Source organism: Lysinibacillus sp. CNPSo 3705, from assembly GCF_028674935.1.
Taxonomy (GTDB): domain Bacteria; phylum Bacillota; class Bacilli; order Bacillales_A; family Planococcaceae; genus Lysinibacillus.
The window spans coordinates 1-17569 of the sequence record NZ_JAQZSD010000014.1 but is presented as its reverse complement, the minus strand read 5'-3'; the positions used below and the strand labels follow the sequence as shown (position 1 = coordinate 17569).

9 protein-coding genes and 2 pseudogenes are annotated in these 17569 nt (G+C 34.5%); 1 reads left to right on the top strand and 10 read right to left on the bottom strand.

What is annotated here, in order from left to right:
* Positions 1 to 54 precede the first annotated feature (54 nt).
* The 8 genes and pseudogenes from PVA17_RS25530 to PVA17_RS08155 form a co-directional block, all read right to left on the bottom strand.
* Positions 55 to 1446: pseudogene (locus tag PVA17_RS25530) on the bottom strand (amino acid adenylation domain-containing protein); the annotation flags it as partial.
* Positions 1447 to 1614: 168 nt separating this feature from the next.
* Positions 1615 to 7485, bottom strand: a pseudogene (locus PVA17_RS08185) (amino acid adenylation domain-containing protein); the annotation flags it as partial.
* 38 nt (positions 7486 to 7523) lie between these two features.
* Complete coding sequence (locus PVA17_RS08180; RefSeq protein ID WP_274067399.1) at positions 7524 to 9167, bottom strand: (2,3-dihydroxybenzoyl)adenylate synthase; 1644 nt, start codon at positions 9165 to 9167, stop codon at positions 7524 to 7526.
* Positions 9168 to 9207: 40 nt separating this feature from the next.
* Complete coding sequence (locus tag PVA17_RS08175; protein WP_274067398.1) at positions 9208 to 10920, bottom strand: ABC transporter ATP-binding protein; 1713 nt, start codon at positions 10918 to 10920, stop codon at positions 9208 to 9210.
* Positions 10921 to 10987: 67 nt separating this feature from the next.
* Positions 10988 to 12739, bottom strand: coding sequence for an ABC transporter ATP-binding protein (locus tag PVA17_RS08170; protein ID WP_274067397.1), 1752 nt, complete (start codon positions 12737 to 12739; stop codon positions 10988 to 10990).
* A gap of 87 nt (positions 12740 to 12826) precedes the next feature.
* The gene (locus PVA17_RS08165; protein WP_274067396.1) at positions 12827 to 14287 is read right to left on the bottom strand and encodes an ABC transporter ATP-binding protein; all 1461 of its coding nucleotides are present in this window, start codon (positions 14285 to 14287) and stop codon (positions 12827 to 12829) included.
* Positions 14281 to 15015: an energy-coupling factor transporter transmembrane component T gene (locus PVA17_RS08160; RefSeq protein WP_274067395.1), complete on the bottom strand. Its 735-nt coding sequence runs from the start codon at positions 15013 to 15015 to the stop codon at positions 14281 to 14283. The genes PVA17_RS08165 and PVA17_RS08160 overlap by 7 nt, the downstream gene beginning before the upstream one ends.
* Before the next feature lie 16 nt (positions 15016 to 15031).
* Positions 15032 to 15640 (bottom strand): MptD family putative ECF transporter S component, encoded by a 609-nt coding sequence (locus PVA17_RS08155; RefSeq protein ID WP_274067394.1) that lies wholly within the window; start codon positions 15638 to 15640, stop codon positions 15032 to 15034.
* A gap of 169 nt (positions 15641 to 15809) precedes the next feature.
* On the opposite strand from PVA17_RS08155, the gene PVA17_RS08150 reads away from it, so the two are divergent.
* The gene (locus tag PVA17_RS08150; RefSeq protein ID WP_132358655.1) at positions 15810 to 16769 is read left to right on the top strand and encodes a helix-turn-helix transcriptional regulator; all 960 of its coding nucleotides are present in this window, start codon (positions 15810 to 15812) and stop codon (positions 16767 to 16769) included.
* Between the two features lie 334 nt (positions 16770 to 17103).
* Here PVA17_RS08150 and PVA17_RS08145 read toward each other — a convergent pair whose 3' ends face one another.
* Together PVA17_RS08145 and PVA17_RS08140 are read right to left on the bottom strand one after the other, a co-directional pair.
* A complete protein-coding gene (locus PVA17_RS08145; RefSeq protein ID WP_248718840.1) occupies positions 17104 to 17331 on the bottom strand; it encodes a hypothetical protein in 228 nt (75 codons plus the stop codon).
* A gap of 48 nt (positions 17332 to 17379) precedes the next feature.
* Positions 17380 to 17569, bottom strand: a 190-nt coding sequence (locus PVA17_RS08140; RefSeq protein WP_274067393.1) for a hypothetical protein, incomplete at its 5' end; no start/stop codon positions are given.

Here is a 17569-nt window from a genome sequence, read left to right as displayed (position 1 = left end):
CTCTTGCTCTAAAGGTAACTGTTGTAAAAGTTTACGGTTAACTTTTCCGTTCTCTGACAGTGGCATTTTATCAATATATTTGTACACAGTAGGTAACAAATAATTAGGTAATTTTTGTGCCAATAAATTTTTGGTTTGTTCAATAGTTAGACCATTTTGTTCATCTTCTAATACTACATATGCCACTAATATTGTTGCTCCATTACGTTTATGAACAATTGTTGCCGCTTCCTTCACAGTAGGCAATTTAGCTAGGTGATAATCTATTTCACCTATTTCAACCCGATAGCCATTTAGTTTAATTTGTGAATCTGCCCTCCCTAAAAATTCAATATTGCCATCAGGTAAATACCGCCCTAAATCTCCTGTATCATATAGACGTTCTTTTGTAATTGGATGAAGTAAAAATTGGTCATTTGTCCGCTCTTCATTTTTCCAATATCCAATAGCAAGTCCTAATCCTCCGATATACAATTTTCCTGGTACATTCACAGGACAAGCTGCCATTTGATCATTTAGTATATAGTAATATTGATTGGCTAAAGGTTTGCCATAAGGTATGCTCTTCCAATCCCTATTTACTGTTTGTATATCGAAACTATTTGACCATATAGACGCCTCCGTCGCACCACCTAATCCCAATATTCGAGTCTTTGGCGCAATTTCCCAAACATCTGTAGGCAAGCTTAATGAAATCCAGTCACCACTCAATAACACAGCCCTTAGTGTTGGATACTGAACAGACTCTATATTCCTACTATATTCTGTTAACATTTGCATAAAGGCCGGCACTGTATTCCAAATGGAGATGTGATGATTTTGTATTAATTTTTTCCAATATGCAGGTTCTTTTACATGCTCCGCTTTTGGTATAACAATTCCACCACCAGCAGCAAGTATGCCAAAAATATCGTATACGGATAAATCAAACGTTAAGTTAGATAATGCAAGAATACGATCCTCCGTACAAACAGCAAGTCGATGATTAATATCTAATACTGTATTTACTGCACCTCTATGATCAATCATGACACCCTTCGGCTTACCAGTAGAACCCGAAGTATAAATGACATACGCTAAATCTGAAGGCGACAAGTCAGGACTATCGACTAGACATTCTTGATGTGCCCATTTAGCATCAACGACCGTCACATGATAATCATTTAGGAAGGGTAGCTGTGTGAGTATATGTGCTTGTGTTACTATAGATTGAACTTCTCCTTCTTTTAAAAGAAATTCCATCCGTTCAATAGGCGTTGTACAATCAATCGGTAAATATGCCTTCCCAGCTTTAATAATCCCCAATGCAGCAACTACTTGTTCCCATCCTTTTTCCATAACAATAGCAACTAATTTCCCTTTAGTACTATCCCGTTCAAGTAATGATTGAGCAGTATGATTTTTTAAATGACATAGCTGTTGATACGTAATAGTATTTTCTTCTGAGAACACTGCGATATTAGTAGGATTTTCTGCTATTTGTTTTTCAACAAGACTTAACAACGTCTCATTTGATATTTCTGTGTCCTGCCCTTTAATTTTTCCTACTTGCTCATGAGATGGTAAACGCACAAGACTTTCAATTCTTTTTTCCCATAAATCTTCCTTCGTAGAAAGCTCTTTTAAAATGCTGATGTATGCCCCAAACATGCCAATGACTAAATGCTGTGGGAAAATCTCCTCTATTGCATCCCAGCTTAACCATAGTTCACCTTTTTGCTCTGAAACTTGATGATCAAGCCAAACTTGAGGAGTTTGAGATAATCCATATACAATATCTCCTAAATAGCCACCCATTGTTGTTGCCCCATTATTTTTTTCAAGCCCTAATCCACTCGTAAAGACAAATGGCATCATTATGCCCATTTGACGATTCCACTTTTTAGCTAGTGCACGCTCTACATATACACCACCCACATAAGGATGCTCTAAATCCTGCAATAGTTGCTTTTGAACATTTCTAGCACGTTCTAAAAAAGATTCTCCTTTTGACATATCAATAGATAAAAGATTAAGCGATGTAAAGTCACCTATAAGCTGTTCTACATCCGGTTCAAATAGCACACGATGGAAACGAGTAAGATTTATTGTAAATTTTGGTTGACTACTCCATCTTGCTAAAGTTTCTGCATAAGCAGCAATTAACAAGGATGCTGGAGACAAGTTCATTTTGGTAGCTAATTGCTTTAAGGCTAGCCATTGCTGTGAAGATAGTTTCTCTTCATATCTCGTAAACTTACAGTTAGATAAATCTCCTTTATAATCAAGTAGAGGTAAATCTGGTGCAGGGTACATATTATCAATACGTTGATGCCAATATTGCATATCCTGCTCATACATTTCTGTTTCCCGAATTTTTTCATAAGCCAATATATAATCTCTGAATGTAGTTTGAAGCACTTGTAGTTTTGCAGAAGAATCATCATATAGGCGCTTCCACTCTTTAAATAAATAGAACATACTAAAACCATCAAAAATAATATTGTCAAAACTAATATGTAGTCTTGTTTTATGGTCATTTATAGTCGACATTCGAATATCAAACAATGGCCACTCACTTGGATTAAATGTTTGATGCTCCATCTCACTTCGCACTAATGTAAGCTGTTCTTTTTGCTGTTCTGTTGAAAGATTTGTAAGATTGTACGATGCAATAGAATAGTACTCTACAAACTCTTGAACCTGTTGGTGTTGTCCATCATTTAAAATGACGGCCCTCATCATATCATGATGTTGTATGAGACGATTCCATATTTGTTCCACTCTTACATGATTTAGAGCTGGGCAATCCATTTCAAAATAGCAGTGAGTGGATACATCACCGTATGCATAAATACCACTACGACCTAGCCAATATGCTTGTTGAACTTCTGTTAATGGAAATGGCTCGAAACGATCCCGCTCATTAGGCACTATAGTTGGTAGCTTTTTCTCCGTTTCTTCATTTGTCTTTTGTAGCACTAATTCCTCTAATAACAATGCCATCTGTTGAAAAACAGGTTGATTGAAGATTGCTTCTAAGCTAATTTTGACAGCAAATTGCTCTTTTATTTTTGCACTAAGCTGAGTAGCTAATAATGAATCTCCGCCTAGCTCAAAGTAATGATCACGTATGCCAATTGCATCTACCCCTAATACTTCGGTCCATATTTCTGCTAACCTTATTTCGATTGGGGTTGTTGGTGCAATAAATTCTTTTGTAGCTAAATGGACTTGCTCAATTTCAGGGATTGGTAATGCTGCTCGATTCACTTTGCCATTGGCCGTAATAGGTAACTCCTCTAATGGAATAATTACATGAGGAATCATATAACTTGGTAATCGTTTTTCTAAATAATGTTTAAGTGGCTCTAGCTGGAATTCTGAAAATGATTGTCTTTCAACTTGAGCTACAAATAAATACTGAGTAAAGGCTGTATCAATAGGCTGAAGCGTAATATTTGTAAAGCCCTCTTCTTTAAAAATAGAGAGCCAACGATCTTCCGATAGTAATGGAAGACATGTCTTTTCCCGTTCATCCTTATAATGTGTAAAACCATCTTCTAAAAATGCTGTACTGACTAATTGCAGAGGATTATTCTCCGTCATTTCTAAATTAACGAATAGCCCACCATGCTTTAATAACTTCTTTAAATCTTTAAGTGAATTTCTAATATGGACTGCTCTATGCAAAGAGTGCGACGCCACAATCAAATCATATTCACCATCTATAAAACCTTGAGAAATTGGACATTTATTTATATCAAGTACTTTAAAATGGATATTGGGCTGTAAACCTACTATTTTTTGAACACGATTTATAAAGTAGTTGGACTCATCTGTAGCAATATAATGAATGTCATCTTTTGAAAAGGTCTCTGCTAGCATACGAAGTGTGTTCGTATGACGTACCCCAACCTCTAATATTTTGAGTGGTGCTTGGCGTTCTGTTCGATTACTTAAAACGGTTTGAATCAGAGTCGCTATTAAATCCTGCTGTTTTTTTCCATCAGACATGTTTTCAGTCAATTGTTCTAAAGGATGTATGTTATGATGAAGCAATAATTCTAAAGGCTCTAGCTCACCCGTTAAAAGTGCATAGCTTTTTTCAAAAAAGTCAGAAACAAACTCCCTTATATATGTTGTTTGCATTTTCTCTAAACTACTAAACTGTTCTTCACTATTAACGATTAAGCATTGTTTATTATGAATAGTAGATCCTTCACAAGAAACTAGATTGTTTTTTTCTAAAAAACTAAACCATTGATATATTAAACTTTGATATCTGCTGTTAATTTTTTCTCGCTCTATTATTTTTAAAATATTGTAACGAACATCTTTTTCTAGCGGAAATCCTAATTTGGAAATTATTTTACTAATCATTTCCATAGTAAGATATTCACAATAATCCTTTAACGGCCGATAACGATTTTCATTCTCATTGTAAGTTTTAGTAAAATCCCCATTCTCTTTTAATTGAACAATATAAGACCAATCAATCATTGGTTTATTATATTTAATAGTTTGTGCTTGCTCTTTTTCAGAACTACTTACAATATAAGCGGCTAAATATTGGTTTTCCTCTCCTCTGACCGTGACAGTAGCATCCTCAACTATTTCATAACTACTAATAGCACTTTCGATTTCACCTAATTCAATACGGTGACCCCGTACCTTTACCTGTGAATCATTTCTTCCTAAAAACTCGATAAGGCCGTTGTTCCAAAATCGACCGATATCCCCTGTCTTATACCAACGAATACCTTTCTCTTCAATAAAGCGTTCAGTAGTTAATTGTGGCTCTCCTACGTATCCTTTGGCTACACCAGCACCTCCTATCCACAGCTCTCCTGATTTCCAACTCGGACAGTCTTCCCCATTTGTATCAATAATTCTATAAAACTGATTTTTCAGGGGTCTTCCATAAGGGATTGAACGCCAACTTGCTGGTATTGGATGATTGACATCATAATAATTGGACCAAATTGCCGCTTCTGTCGCACCGCCCATTGCTACTAATAGCCCTTTCGGTGCTACTTTTAACAGTCTCTCAGGAATATCTAAACTAATCCAATCTCCTGACAACATCACAATACGTAAATTTTGATAAATCAACTTTACGCTCTCGGCTTCTATTAATAACATCTTCAATAAAGCAGGTACTGAATTCCATAATGTAATACGGTAATTACATATTAACTTTAACCAAATATCTGCGTTTCGAGCCGTATCTTCTGATAGAAGGACAAGGCTACCACCAACACTTAAAAGACCAAATATATCATATAAAGATAAATCAAAATCTAATGATGATAATGCTAGAATACGATCTTCTTTGCTAATATCATATTTTTTATTAATATCTGCAATTGTGTTCCAAGCGGCCTTATGACTAATTTCTACACCTTTTGGTTCTCCCGTTGAACCTGATGTGAAAATAATATAAGCAGAACTGTTTACATCTACTTTAGGAAACTTCACATGACCAAATTGATGTATCTGTTCCATCATAATAACTTGTACTTGTTCAATATCTTGGTACTTTTCTTCGTAGGAGGCCGTTGTTAGAATAAAAGAAACATTTGCCTTCTCAATAATTTTTTTATAACGTTCAATCGGCTGTGTCACATGTACAGGAACATAACAGCCTCCAATAGCTAGGACTCCTAAAATCGCTTGTATTTGCTCTAATCCTCTTGGCAATGAAATAGCTACTCGATCACCTTGTTTAAAACCATTATGTAACAGGGCTGCAGCAACCTTTTCTGCTTGAAATGACAGCGTCTCATAACTAACTTCTTTTTGACTTATACCATCTATAAGCGCTATAACTTGTGGTTGTTGCTTTGCTTTTTCGAAGAAAGACGTGTGCAAGCATTGAGCATGATCTTCTATTGTGGCATTATCAATTAATTGACGTCTTACTTCTTGTGCTTTTGTTTCGATAGCTGGCTGTTGAAGCCAATGCTCTTCATCTTCAATTAACCAATGAATAGTTTTGATAAACAGTTCAAACATGTCATCCAACAAACCTGAAGGGAATAGTTCATCTAAACCATCCCAAATACATAACAAACCATCGTCCATATCAAACATTTGGAAATCTAACCAAACTTGTGGCGTTTGTGAAATCATATAATGAATAGTACCAAATGCATCCTTAAACTCTTCATTAATAAGTGGTACACCTAAATTACATGAAAAAACCATTGGAGCAAACACTTTTTCATCTGGATAATACTTAGCTAAATCCCGTTGAATTTTCACACCTGAATAAGCGGTATAGTTTAAATCTTGATGAAATTGCTGTTGTAAACTTTTTGTAAATGCTAAAAAATGTTGTGGAGTCTCACTATCAACTTCCAATAATAGTAGCGTAGTAAAATCAGCTACCACTTGCTCTATCTCTTCAGACAAAGTATCTCGGTTAAACAATGGAATATTAATAATAAAACGAGATTCACTGCTCCATTTACTTAATGTATAGGCATAAGCTGCTAACAATACGATTGCAGGTGTGACGTTATGGTGTGAGGCAGTCAATTTAAGCTTACTCCAAAATTGTTCTTCTAAAAAATGCTCCCTTCTTGTAAATTTAGGGGTGTGTTGTATCAACTCAGCATTGTTTGATAACGGTAGTTTTGGACCTAATGGCAAAGTAGTTAACCTGTTTTTCCAATAAGCCTCTGCGTCGCTTTCTTCATTGGCAATTGCTAGTGCTTTATCATGTAGATATTTTGCAAAGTTCCAATTTTCAGGTGCCTTCGGTTTTTGCTGTCTAGAATAAGCTGCCGCTAAATCTCTTAAAATGATTTGGAAACTTTGAACATCAGCTACAAGTAAGTCTATATCAAAATGGAGACGAGTTTTACCCTTTGGTAATAGAGATAGCTGTAAACGAGCTACTTCCCCTTGATCAATTGCCAATAGCCGGTGTGAGGTATTAGCGCGAATAGTTTCTAGCTTTTCGCTAATCTCGACTTGCGAGCAAGTTGTAAAATCGTGGACATCAATAGTTGTAAAAGGTGATTCTTGTAAAATTTGCTGTTGACCATCTTCTGTATATTTGACACGGAGCATAGGATGATGCTGAATTATTAATGCCCAAGCCGTTTCAAGCCTCTCTATATCAATATTTTGACCATCAACTTCCATATAACCATGACAACCATTTCCACCTAAATATTGACCGCTTTGTCGTCCAACCCAATAAGCATACTGTACATCTGTTAATGGAAAAGGTTCATACATATTAGCTACTGTCTTATCTTGATTTTCTAATAGTTCGTTATCATTATTAATTGTATATACATAATCTCTATTTATTAATTTATTCCAAGCACTTAAATACGGCTCGGATATTAATTCTTTAAAGGTAATTGTTACTCCAACTTTTTTTAGTTTGCCAACTAATTTCATCACTTGTAAGGAGTTTAAGCCTAATTCTAATAAATTTTGATCCTCATGTATTTCTTTCTGTATACCGAGTAGATGATTGACTTCCAACGCTAGACTTTGGATATTATCTAGATCATTCTTTAATCTCAATACTTTGACGCCTCTCTTTCTATAGCCATCTGTTTTAATTTGTTCTTATCAACCTTCCCTACATTTATAAATGGTAACCGCTCTACATATATGATTTGATCTGGAAGTTTATATTGAGCAACGCCTAGATGAATTAGAAAACTACATATCTCATCTCGTTCCATTTTTTGTCCATCTGTAACTAAAAATGCACAAATGTTCTCGCCTAACTCTTTATCCGGCAAACCGATAACAGCTACATCTTTTATAATTGGATGTGCTCGTAGAAAGCTTTCGATTTCAGCGGGTATAATATTTTCACCTGCACGATTAATTTGTTCTCTTACTCTACCAACAATTTGTACATTCCCCTCTGGTGTTATACGTGCTTTATCACCAGTACGTATAAAATAATCCATTGTAAAAACATCAGCATTTAAAGCAGGTGCTTGATAGTAGCCCCCAAATGTATACGGTCCTTTTGCCACCAATTCACCAAGCTCACCATGAGGAACTTCTCTTCCTAGCTCATCTACAATCTTTATTTCATCACCTAAAGAAATTGCTCGCCCTTGACAGCTCGTAACAATTTCTATTGGATCATCTAATGCTGTGAAGCAAGTAATTCCTTCCCCTAGTCCATATCCTTGTTGTATTTTACATTGAAATTTATCCATAAAATGAACAGCTGTTTTTTGCTCTAAGTGAGCAGCGCCAATTAGAACAACCTCTAGACTCGACATATCCAATTCTTCATACCATTCAAAAGCTTCTAACCATAAGCTAGCTATTGTCGGCACAATTGAGGTATGTGTCACACGTTCCTTTTCTATTTCTTGAAATGCTTCATCAAAGCTAGAAGTTTGACACAATACCACTTTGCCTCCTGTAAAAAGAGTGCCTAATATGCCTGGAGAACATAACGGATAATCATGTGAAATAGATAGTACTGCCATGTATACAGTTTCAGGTCCCATTCCACATTTTTCAGCAGAGGCTAGTGCATTGTAAACATATGCCTCATGGATTTTTGGAATAATTTTTGGAATACCTGTTGTGCCACCAGACAATAAATATAACGCGGTATCTCTATAATGTGGTAAATCACTAACCACTAATGAATAGTTACTTTCTTTAAGCTGATTTAATGTTACATGTGTAAAAGTTGCTGGCCACTGTACAGTAGATTTACCAACCGTCACAATATATCGAATACTTTTATGCAGAGGGATAATCTGTGCAGCCATGCACTCATACTGAAAACCAAGATGAGTGCTGCAACATATATAAGCTATTGGTTGTACCATCTTAGCAACTGTATCAATTTCTATTTCTCTATGAGAAGGCAACATCAGAACAGGCTGCACACCTATTTTTAGTAAACTAAATAATATAGTAATAAACTCCATTGTATTTGGTAATTGTAATAAAACTCGATCGCCTTGCCGCCAACCTAATGACAAAAAGCCTGTCGATAATTGCTCAATTTCTTGAAGCAATTCTTGATAAGTTAAGCGTCGATTTCCTTCCACAACTGCTATGTTATGAGGAAATTGTTCAGCGATAATTTCTAGCTCCTCCATTAATGTTTTCTTTCTTAAGAAACCCAATTGCTCATATCGTTCAACCTCATGTAAATACCAATCCATTTGTGAAGACATGCTTTTCGCTCCCATCCTCTCATCTACAAAATACATTTTGTTATACGCTACTTAATTGATGTTCCTTTCTCCACATTGCTGCATATTTGCCTTCTTTAGCAATGAGCTTTTCATGTAAACCTTCTTCTACGATTTGTCCTTCATTAACAACTAGGATTTTGTCTGCATTTTTTATAATGGAAAGCGTATGGGCAATCATCACAACCGTTTTTTTCTTTTTCAAAAGATTTTTAATCGCTTCTTTTACAGCCAGCTCATTCTCAATATCTAACGACGCTGTCGCTTCATCTAATAAAAGTATTGGGCTGTCCTTTAAAATAGCACGTGCAATGGATATACGTTGTCTTTCACCGCCCGATAGCTTATTACCATTTTCTCCAACAATTGTGTCATAGCCATACTCTAATTTCTCAATAAAATCATGGCAGTTTGCTTCTTTCGCAGCATTAATAATTTCTTGTTCTGTCGCTTCTGGCTTTGCATAGCGAATATTATTTAAAATCGTATCATTAAACAAAAATATATCTTGGTCGACTAGTGAAATTTTCTGCAATACTTTTTCAGAAGCAATCGATTGAATAACTTGCTGACCGATTAATATATCACCGCGTTCAGGCTCATAGTATTTTGTTATTAAATTTAAAATAGTTGATTTTCCCGAACCCGATGGTCCAACAATCGCCACAAACTGTGAAGAATCAATTTCAAAATTGACATTTCGTAGTATAGGTTCCCCTTGGTTATAAGCGAAATTCACATTTTGAAAAGCTATACTATACTGTTCAGGTTCAAAAGAAGTCTCATTTGATAACTCCTCCACCTCTTCTATGACACACTCAATTTGTCTTTTTGCAATCATTAAGTTTTTATAAGAGGTTAAATCAATAAAAAGTGTGCCAAATAATTTGCATGTAAATAAAGGGGAAATGCTAATTAGAAAGAAAGAAGACGCATCTAAATTCCCTTCCAGCCATTGATGTCCTGCTAAATAAAGAACAATCGGTAAACTTAGCCAACACAAAATACTAAACGTTGTACCAATTGGAATTACTTTAATCTCATATAAATAACTAACATCACTATAGTCCTTCATTGATGAGGTTGTTGCTTTATTTTTAACACCACCCAAACCAAATGATCGCAACGTTTGAATACCATTTATATACTCAACTACAGCACTTGTGTTACTTGTCATAATATTTTTCTTTTGATTTCCGTATTTTTTTACCATTAAAAAGGACAAGTAAAGAGTTGGTATTAACAATAAACCTGAACATAACAGAACTACTCCAGCAGGTATATAAATAGTCGAAATAAAGCCAATTAGCAGTAAAGTAAATGATGAATTTTTTATAATATCTCCTATTTTATGAGTCAAAATATTTTCATAATTATTGACACTTGTTGTCGTTGCATTAATGTACTCTCCTGTTTGTGCCTTCGTAAAGGAGGAAAGCGGTATTTTTTTCATTTTATCGCCCAGTGTCAAGCGAAGAATTCTACTAATCTGGGCACCTCCGATTTGCCCTCTCGTATAACCAAACGCGTAGATGATTAAACGAATAACAAAAACAGCGCCTAACAATGACAGAATTCGAGTTAACAAGTTCATCGTTAATTGCTCTGTTATTAAAGCATTAATCGTGTAATATAGTACGATAAAATTAAAACCAGCTAGCATACCCTCGATGACATTGAAAACAATAGAAAGATAAAAAGAAGCATTTTTTGTAAATGCATTTTTTTTGTCCATACTTAAGTCTCCTTCATAAATAGGCTTTCCCTTGAAAGACCCTTCTTTTTCTACAAGTACAACATCGTTAAAATTCATACGTAATTTCTCTAGCTTTACTATAATCCTGCCAAGTCTTTTTATATGAAGGGTTTTCTTCTAGCATTTCTTGATGCGTTCCACATGCTTGTAGTGTTTGATTTTCTACAATTGCCACTCGATCACAATGCTTAATAATACCAAGACGGTGTGCAATGATAATTACTGTTTTACCAACACAAAGTTCAGCAATGGCTTGATCAATCTCGGCCTGATTTTCTGGGTCTGCTGCGGATGTTGCTTCATCTAATATTAAAATCGGTGCATCTTTTAAAATGGCACGTGCAATAGCAATTCGCTGCTTTTCTCCACCAGAAAATCTAGTTCCAAAACTCCCTACCCTCGTATCGTAACCATCAGGTAATGAAATAATAAAATCATCTATTTGTGCTTTTTTCGCCGCAGTTCTTACCTCATCGAGTGTGGCATTAGAACCCATGACAATGTTTTCAAACACTGTACCACTTGTTAAAAAGGTCTTTTGGAAAACTGTTGTTATATTTTTTAATAATTCCTCATAATCAATATCCTTCACATTTTGATTACCAATCAAAACTTCTCCTTGCTGAACATCATTAAAGCGTGAAATTAACTGTACAATGGTGCTTTTCCCAGAACCTGAGTCACCTACAATAGCTATTTTTTCATTTTCAGCAATAGAAAGATTCACATTCTTTAAATGTTCTTTTTGCCCATCATAAGAGTAATTGACATTTCTTAGTTCGATATTGTAATTCTTCGGAAATGCTTGCCCTTGCCCAAAAACAGGTGTTTCTAAAAAGGCTACGCATTTCTTTACAGCATTTAAAACCTGTGCAAAGTTTGAACCTAATTCCTGTAAAGGTCGTAATTCTGTTAAATACAATGAGCCTACAAATGCAAAAAGAATAAAGACACTTCCTGTTAAACTACCATTTAAAAACCACATTCCACCAATAGGTACCATAAGGAGTAAGCCACATTCTATAATAATGACAAAGCTCGCATATGGTGGACCCATTTTTAAAGACATTTCTTTCCAGATATTAAATTCATCATCTACTGCGTTTGTAAACTTTTTAAATGATGAACTACTCATGTTATATGCCTTAATTAAACGCATTCCTTGAATATATTCGATAATAATTGCATTTAGATTGGCTATGGAACGTGCTCCTCGATCCATTAATTGATTCGTCCCCCGAAACATTATTGCCATTACTGCCACTGCAACAATTAATGGAATAAACGAAATAAGCGCTAACGGTACGTTAACTGTACATAAATAGATGAAGACAGCAATTGGACCACTCAAGTAAAACACTAACTCTGGTAAATGATGTGCTAAAAATAACTCTAGCTTTTCAATTTCTTCATTTAATAGTGTTTTAATTTCTCCTGTATTTCGTTCATTTAAAGAACCTAGTGAAACTTGCGCCATATGCTCTGTTACTTGACAACGCACTTTAAATAAAGTTCGATAGGCACCCTTATGCGATAGGGTACCAGAAATAGCAAAGAGTCCAAATCGAACAATTATCGAAATAGCCAAAATCAATAAATTTTGAATTAACAAAGCTTCTGTTAAATTATTGTGATAGACTTGCTCAATTATTTGATAAATAATGAAATAAGGTACAATTGTCGAAAGACCACTAATTAAAGAACATAAAACAGACAAATATAAATATTTTTTATCCTTTCCAGCCCAAGAAAGAAGCATAAAGATCGGATTTTTATTTTGTTTTACAACTTTCCCCATTATCGTTCAGCCCTTCCCTTGCATCGTAATTTTGTATCGTACATTTCTCTGCACATTGCAGGTCAGTTACGTTAGATCCATTTCCTGCTATCTAGTGAAAGTTTCAATTGTATACTGATGATTTTCTTTATTTAACTTATAATCATCTTGCTTCATTCCATCTCCGAAGCGAAGTATACGATGACAGCAAGATGCTATAAATTCTAAGTCATGTGTAATGACAAAAATAATTTTATTAGCCTCCGCTAAATTCTGTAAAATACTAGAAACCTTTTGCATACTGTCAAAATCTAATCCACTTGTCGGTTCATCAAACACTATAATTTCTTTTTCACTTATTAAACTTGCAGCTACAGCAAGTCTCTGTTTTTGTCCTCCTGATAATGTATTCGGGTGTCGATTGACCAGTTCTAATAAATCCATTTCCTCCAATACTTTTCGTACTAAATTCGGATTGGGATTTTTCACCCCAAATACACATTCTTTTTCAACCGTTTCTGCGAATAACTGATAATTGACATCTTGCATGACCATATAGGAAAGCTGAGCCTGTTTTTTTAATGTTAGTTTTTGTTTATTAAAATAAATATTTCCTGATGATAGTTTATGTAGACCACATATCGCTCTAGCAAAGGTCGTTTTTCCTGCACCATTATGTCCTGTGATTGCAATTATTTCTCCGCTTTTTGCTGTGAATTGAATATTTTCTAATACCTTTCTTTTTTTGTGCGATATAGTGACATCCTTCACAACAAGCTCATGAACTTTTTGTTCAGCAGGTAGCGATTTATGTTGAAACTGTACATTGTCTAAATAAAGTGTGCGGAGTCCTAATTGCCTCAGTTGAAGATCTGAAAGCTGTAAAAAATCCTTCTGTGAGTAAACTGATACAATTTGTCCCTTATTTAATACAATGGCTCTATCAATTAATTCTTTTAAATAGTAAAGTCTATGCTCCGATACAATAATTGTTTTACCTTGCATTTTTAGTAATGCAATCATGTCTTTTAAATCCTCAATAGCAGCCGCATCTAAATTAGAGGAAGGCTCATCTAATACAAAAATATCGGGTGCTACAGCATACACACTTGCAAAAGCAATCTTTTGCTTTTCTCCCCCCGATAAATGAAAAATATTGCGTCGACGAAGCCTTTCTAAACGAAGCTCAGACGTAATTTGCCGCATTCGTTCTTCCATCATTTCTTTTGAATATGCCATATTTTCCATTCCAAATACAATCTCACTATCAGTATCCACATTAAAGAATTGTGACCTCGGATTTTGGAACACCGTCCCAACCTGTTCGCTTAATTCATACATTTTCCTATTTTCTACAGGTTGATTATTTAACAACACTTGCCCTTTTAGCTTTCCAGCATAAAAATAAGGAATTAAACCGTTAATTGCTCGGATAATAGTTGTTTTACCACAACCGCTTTTACCACACAGTAAAATGCACTGTCCTTTTTTGACATGAATATTTATATTTTCTATACCTTCACTTTTCTCATCTGTATAATGAAATGAATATTGCTCGATTTTCAACATATGAACACTCCTCCAAACACAAAAAATGTAAATATAAACATTACAATACTATCACTGAATTGGAATGACACATGTTGAAAGCAAGTACGCTCTTTCGGGTTTTCAATCCCTCTCGCTATGCTTGCAGCAGATAATTCATCAGCAATTTTTGAGGCTGCCATCAATAAAGGAACGTAAATACATTCAACCGTTTGCACAGGATTTTTTAGAAAACCTATTATGGAGGGTGAGATGCCTCTTAACTTCATAGCATCCTTTATATATCGCCAATCCTCACCAATCATTGGAAAATAGCGCAACATTACAGCTAATGGAATAATTACCTTTTTGGAAATTCTTATTTTTCCTAAAGCCGTCATAAATTCATTTATTTTTGTTGTTCCAACTAACAACCCACCCATTACAACGCACGGGAATATTTTCCTAATAAACATTGTAAATGATACAAACATTAGCTCCCACGCACCTGACAAAAACATTTCACTTACTAAGTGAACTCCTAGAATTAACCCGTAACCAAGCATCATTTTCAATGAAAAAGAAAACATTCCCATTAGAAAGCAAAGACTAAATATTATGGCCATTAATATGCGTTCAAATTGAAAAGAAGGTGACAAAAAAACCGCTGCATTTACTAACAGTAGTAGATATATTTTCGTTCTTGGATCAAGTTTGACGGTGAAAACATGCATATGCATATTGCCCTGTAATTCTTCTCCCTTATTCATAATTTCACCGCCCTACCTATGCAAGCACTCCTGATTTTTCAAACTGTTTTCTCAATAATTTTTTTCCCAATAAACCGCTGATCAAAGCACATAGCATTGTGCCAACAAACATTGTTGGTAACATCCAATTTTGGGCAGTTGTTAACATCGTATCCATATAAGCTTGTTCTGTTCCTTGACCTACCAAATACTCCTTATACGCTTGTTGATTAAGCCACAACATTACGTAAGAACCCATTGGATGAAGTGCAAAAACAATATAGCTTAAAATATTTATTGAAATATTTTTATACTGACCAATCGCTGCTATTAATTCACCAATTATAGCTACTCCTATACAAGCTAATGACCATAACCAGTACATCCCTGTAACAAATGTAATAATCGCTAACAATATTCCTAAAATAAGAATAGGGCCAAATTTTGGTACTTTAGCAATCATTAATAAATAAATAGGTCCCGTTAATAGAGCTGCGCCAGCTGGCATTAAAAACGTTAATACAGGATTGGGGGCAAAAAGGGCTGATCCAATCATCATGAATATAAAGAACAGTGCTGAGAAAATACCGACTGTAATTAAATCTTTAATACTTAAAGTTTTTTGTTGCATTGTTTGCGAATACATTTTTATACTTCTCTTCCTTCCTCTAGTATTTATTACTATATTTACTTTATTACATTGATAATGATTATCATTACCATTATAATGAATAGTAGTACATAAAAAAATAACTACACTATGTTTACGTCTAATCAAGGAAGAGGAAAGTCTAATTGAGGAAAGGAGAAAACTGATGACATCTCATCATTTTAAACCTCTATTATTAGAGAATGGTTTTTCAAAATTTGACCAAATGAGCAAATATAACTCAGTAGGTACTACATATACAATCGATCCAACTTTAGGTAAAGGTTATTATTGGATATATCATTACAAGGAAATGTTTTCTATTCTTATTCATGATTTTTATTTTTTTGAGGATTATCAGTTAGAATTAACAATGCCTGAACTTTTAACCGTCTCATACTATGAATCTATTTCAGGTGAGGAGCTTAACCCTTACCAACAATTAAAGCCAGGTTATATAAGGAGTTATTGGGGAAAAGGAGAAAAATATAGCGCTATTATTCATAAAAATATTCCAGTACAATCAATCGGTATTGAGTTTACCCCTATTTTTTGTGATCAATTTCTAGCTCATAAATATGGTGAAAAATATGTGAATATACGTCAAGCATTAACAACACTAAAAGCCACAACTACTTTTCCAGAAATGGTAATCCTGTTTCGACAAATAGCGGCTTATCGTGGTGCTGATCTGACCTCTGCACTTTTTTATGAAGGGAAAGTATATGAAGCATTAGCCCTTATAATGGAACGTGTACTTTTCAATGAAACTTGTCATTGCTCTCAAATTTCTAAAGAAGATATTCACCAAATTGAGCATGTAGCCACTCATATAGAAAAGTACTACGCCCTACAACTAACGTTAGATCATTTAACTAAAATTTCTTGTATGGGTGCTACAAAATTAAAAAAATTATTTAAAGAAGTGTATCATTGCACAATTACGGAATATATTCAAAAACAACGTGTTCATCAGGCTGAGAAATTACTAGCTCATACAGAGCTCCCTATTAACGAAATTGCTCGAACAGTAGGCTATCAAAGTGCAGGTAGATTTTCAGAGTTATTTAAACGCTATGCCGATTTAACACCGAAAGAATATAGGCAGCAAATATTTAGAGGTTAAACATAGTAGGGGGTTACTGACCATCATAAAACTTGCTCTACTTTCCATTACAGATTCACATTTCGATAAATACCATTCAAAATTCACAGCTTTCATTTCAAATGACAAACAGAACAAACTTCAGCAATTCCATTATAAAGATGACTATAAGCGCGGTTATTTGATAGCAAAGGTTTAATATTTCAATGAAAAAATTAAAATAAAGACAGCATTATTTCTACAAGAATTTGTAGATTTATCCTGTCTTTATTTTATAACAGCAACACTTATAGAAAATAGCCTTTTTTAAATGCTAATAAGCCACACCAAGTTAGATGTCACTTTATACTTTTGATTAATCAAATTCTAAAACATTTTTTTCTACTACTACTTGATAAACTTCTTTCGTACTGATTAAAATTGTTTTATAATGTTCTGTTTCAGTAAATGAATACCAAGGCTTCTCATTGAAACCATTAGAAAGCTCCTCTGTAAATGTTTCTTGTTCAATATTATTTTTGATTTTATATTCTTCTTCACGGCCTTCGTCAAAGTAAAACTTTACTTTATATTCATACTCCATAAATCAACACCTCCCATCTACTTATATAATGGGTTGTAAGTACAAAAATTATGAAACATAATAAAAAGCCAGACCAAGTTTAAAGTGTACCCTTTGTAAAGGACATTTTGAAAAAAAGCTAGGCAACCTTAAAGTGTACCCTTTGTAAAGGACATTTTGAAAAAAAGCTAGGCAACCTTTTGAAGCTGCTGTCTGTATTTTGCAGGCGGCAGCTTTTTCAAGTTCCATTGCCCTCGAT

Bases quoted from the DNA above. Each gene is read 5' to 3' on its own strand.
- PVA17_RS08180 (WP_274067399.1), bottom strand. From the start codon at position 9,167: ATGTCTTCACAAATGGATTGGTATTTACATGAGGTTGAACGATATGAG.
- PVA17_RS08175 (WP_274067398.1), bottom strand. From the start codon at position 10,920: ATGGACAAAAAAAATGCATTTACAAAAAATGCTTCTTTTTATCTTTCT.
- PVA17_RS08170 (WP_274067397.1), bottom strand. From the start codon at position 12,739: ATGGGGAAAGTTGTAAAACAAAATAAAAATCCGATCTTTATGCTTCTT.
- PVA17_RS08165 (WP_274067396.1), bottom strand. From the start codon at position 14,287: ATGTTGAAAATCGAGCAATATTCATTTCATTATACAGATGAGAAAAGT.
- PVA17_RS08160 (WP_274067395.1), bottom strand. From the start codon at position 15,015: ATGAATAAGGGAGAAGAATTACAGGGCAATATGCATATGCATGTTTTC.
- PVA17_RS08155 (WP_274067394.1), bottom strand. From the start codon at position 15,640: ATGTATTCGCAAACAATGCAACAAAAAACTTTAAGTATTAAAGATTTA.
- PVA17_RS08150 (WP_132358655.1), top strand. From the start codon at position 15,810: ATGACATCTCATCATTTTAAACCTCTATTATTAGAGAATGGTTTTTCA.
- PVA17_RS08145 (WP_248718840.1), bottom strand. From the start codon at position 17,331: ATGGAGTATGAATATAAAGTAAAGTTTTACTTTGACGAAGGCCGTGAA.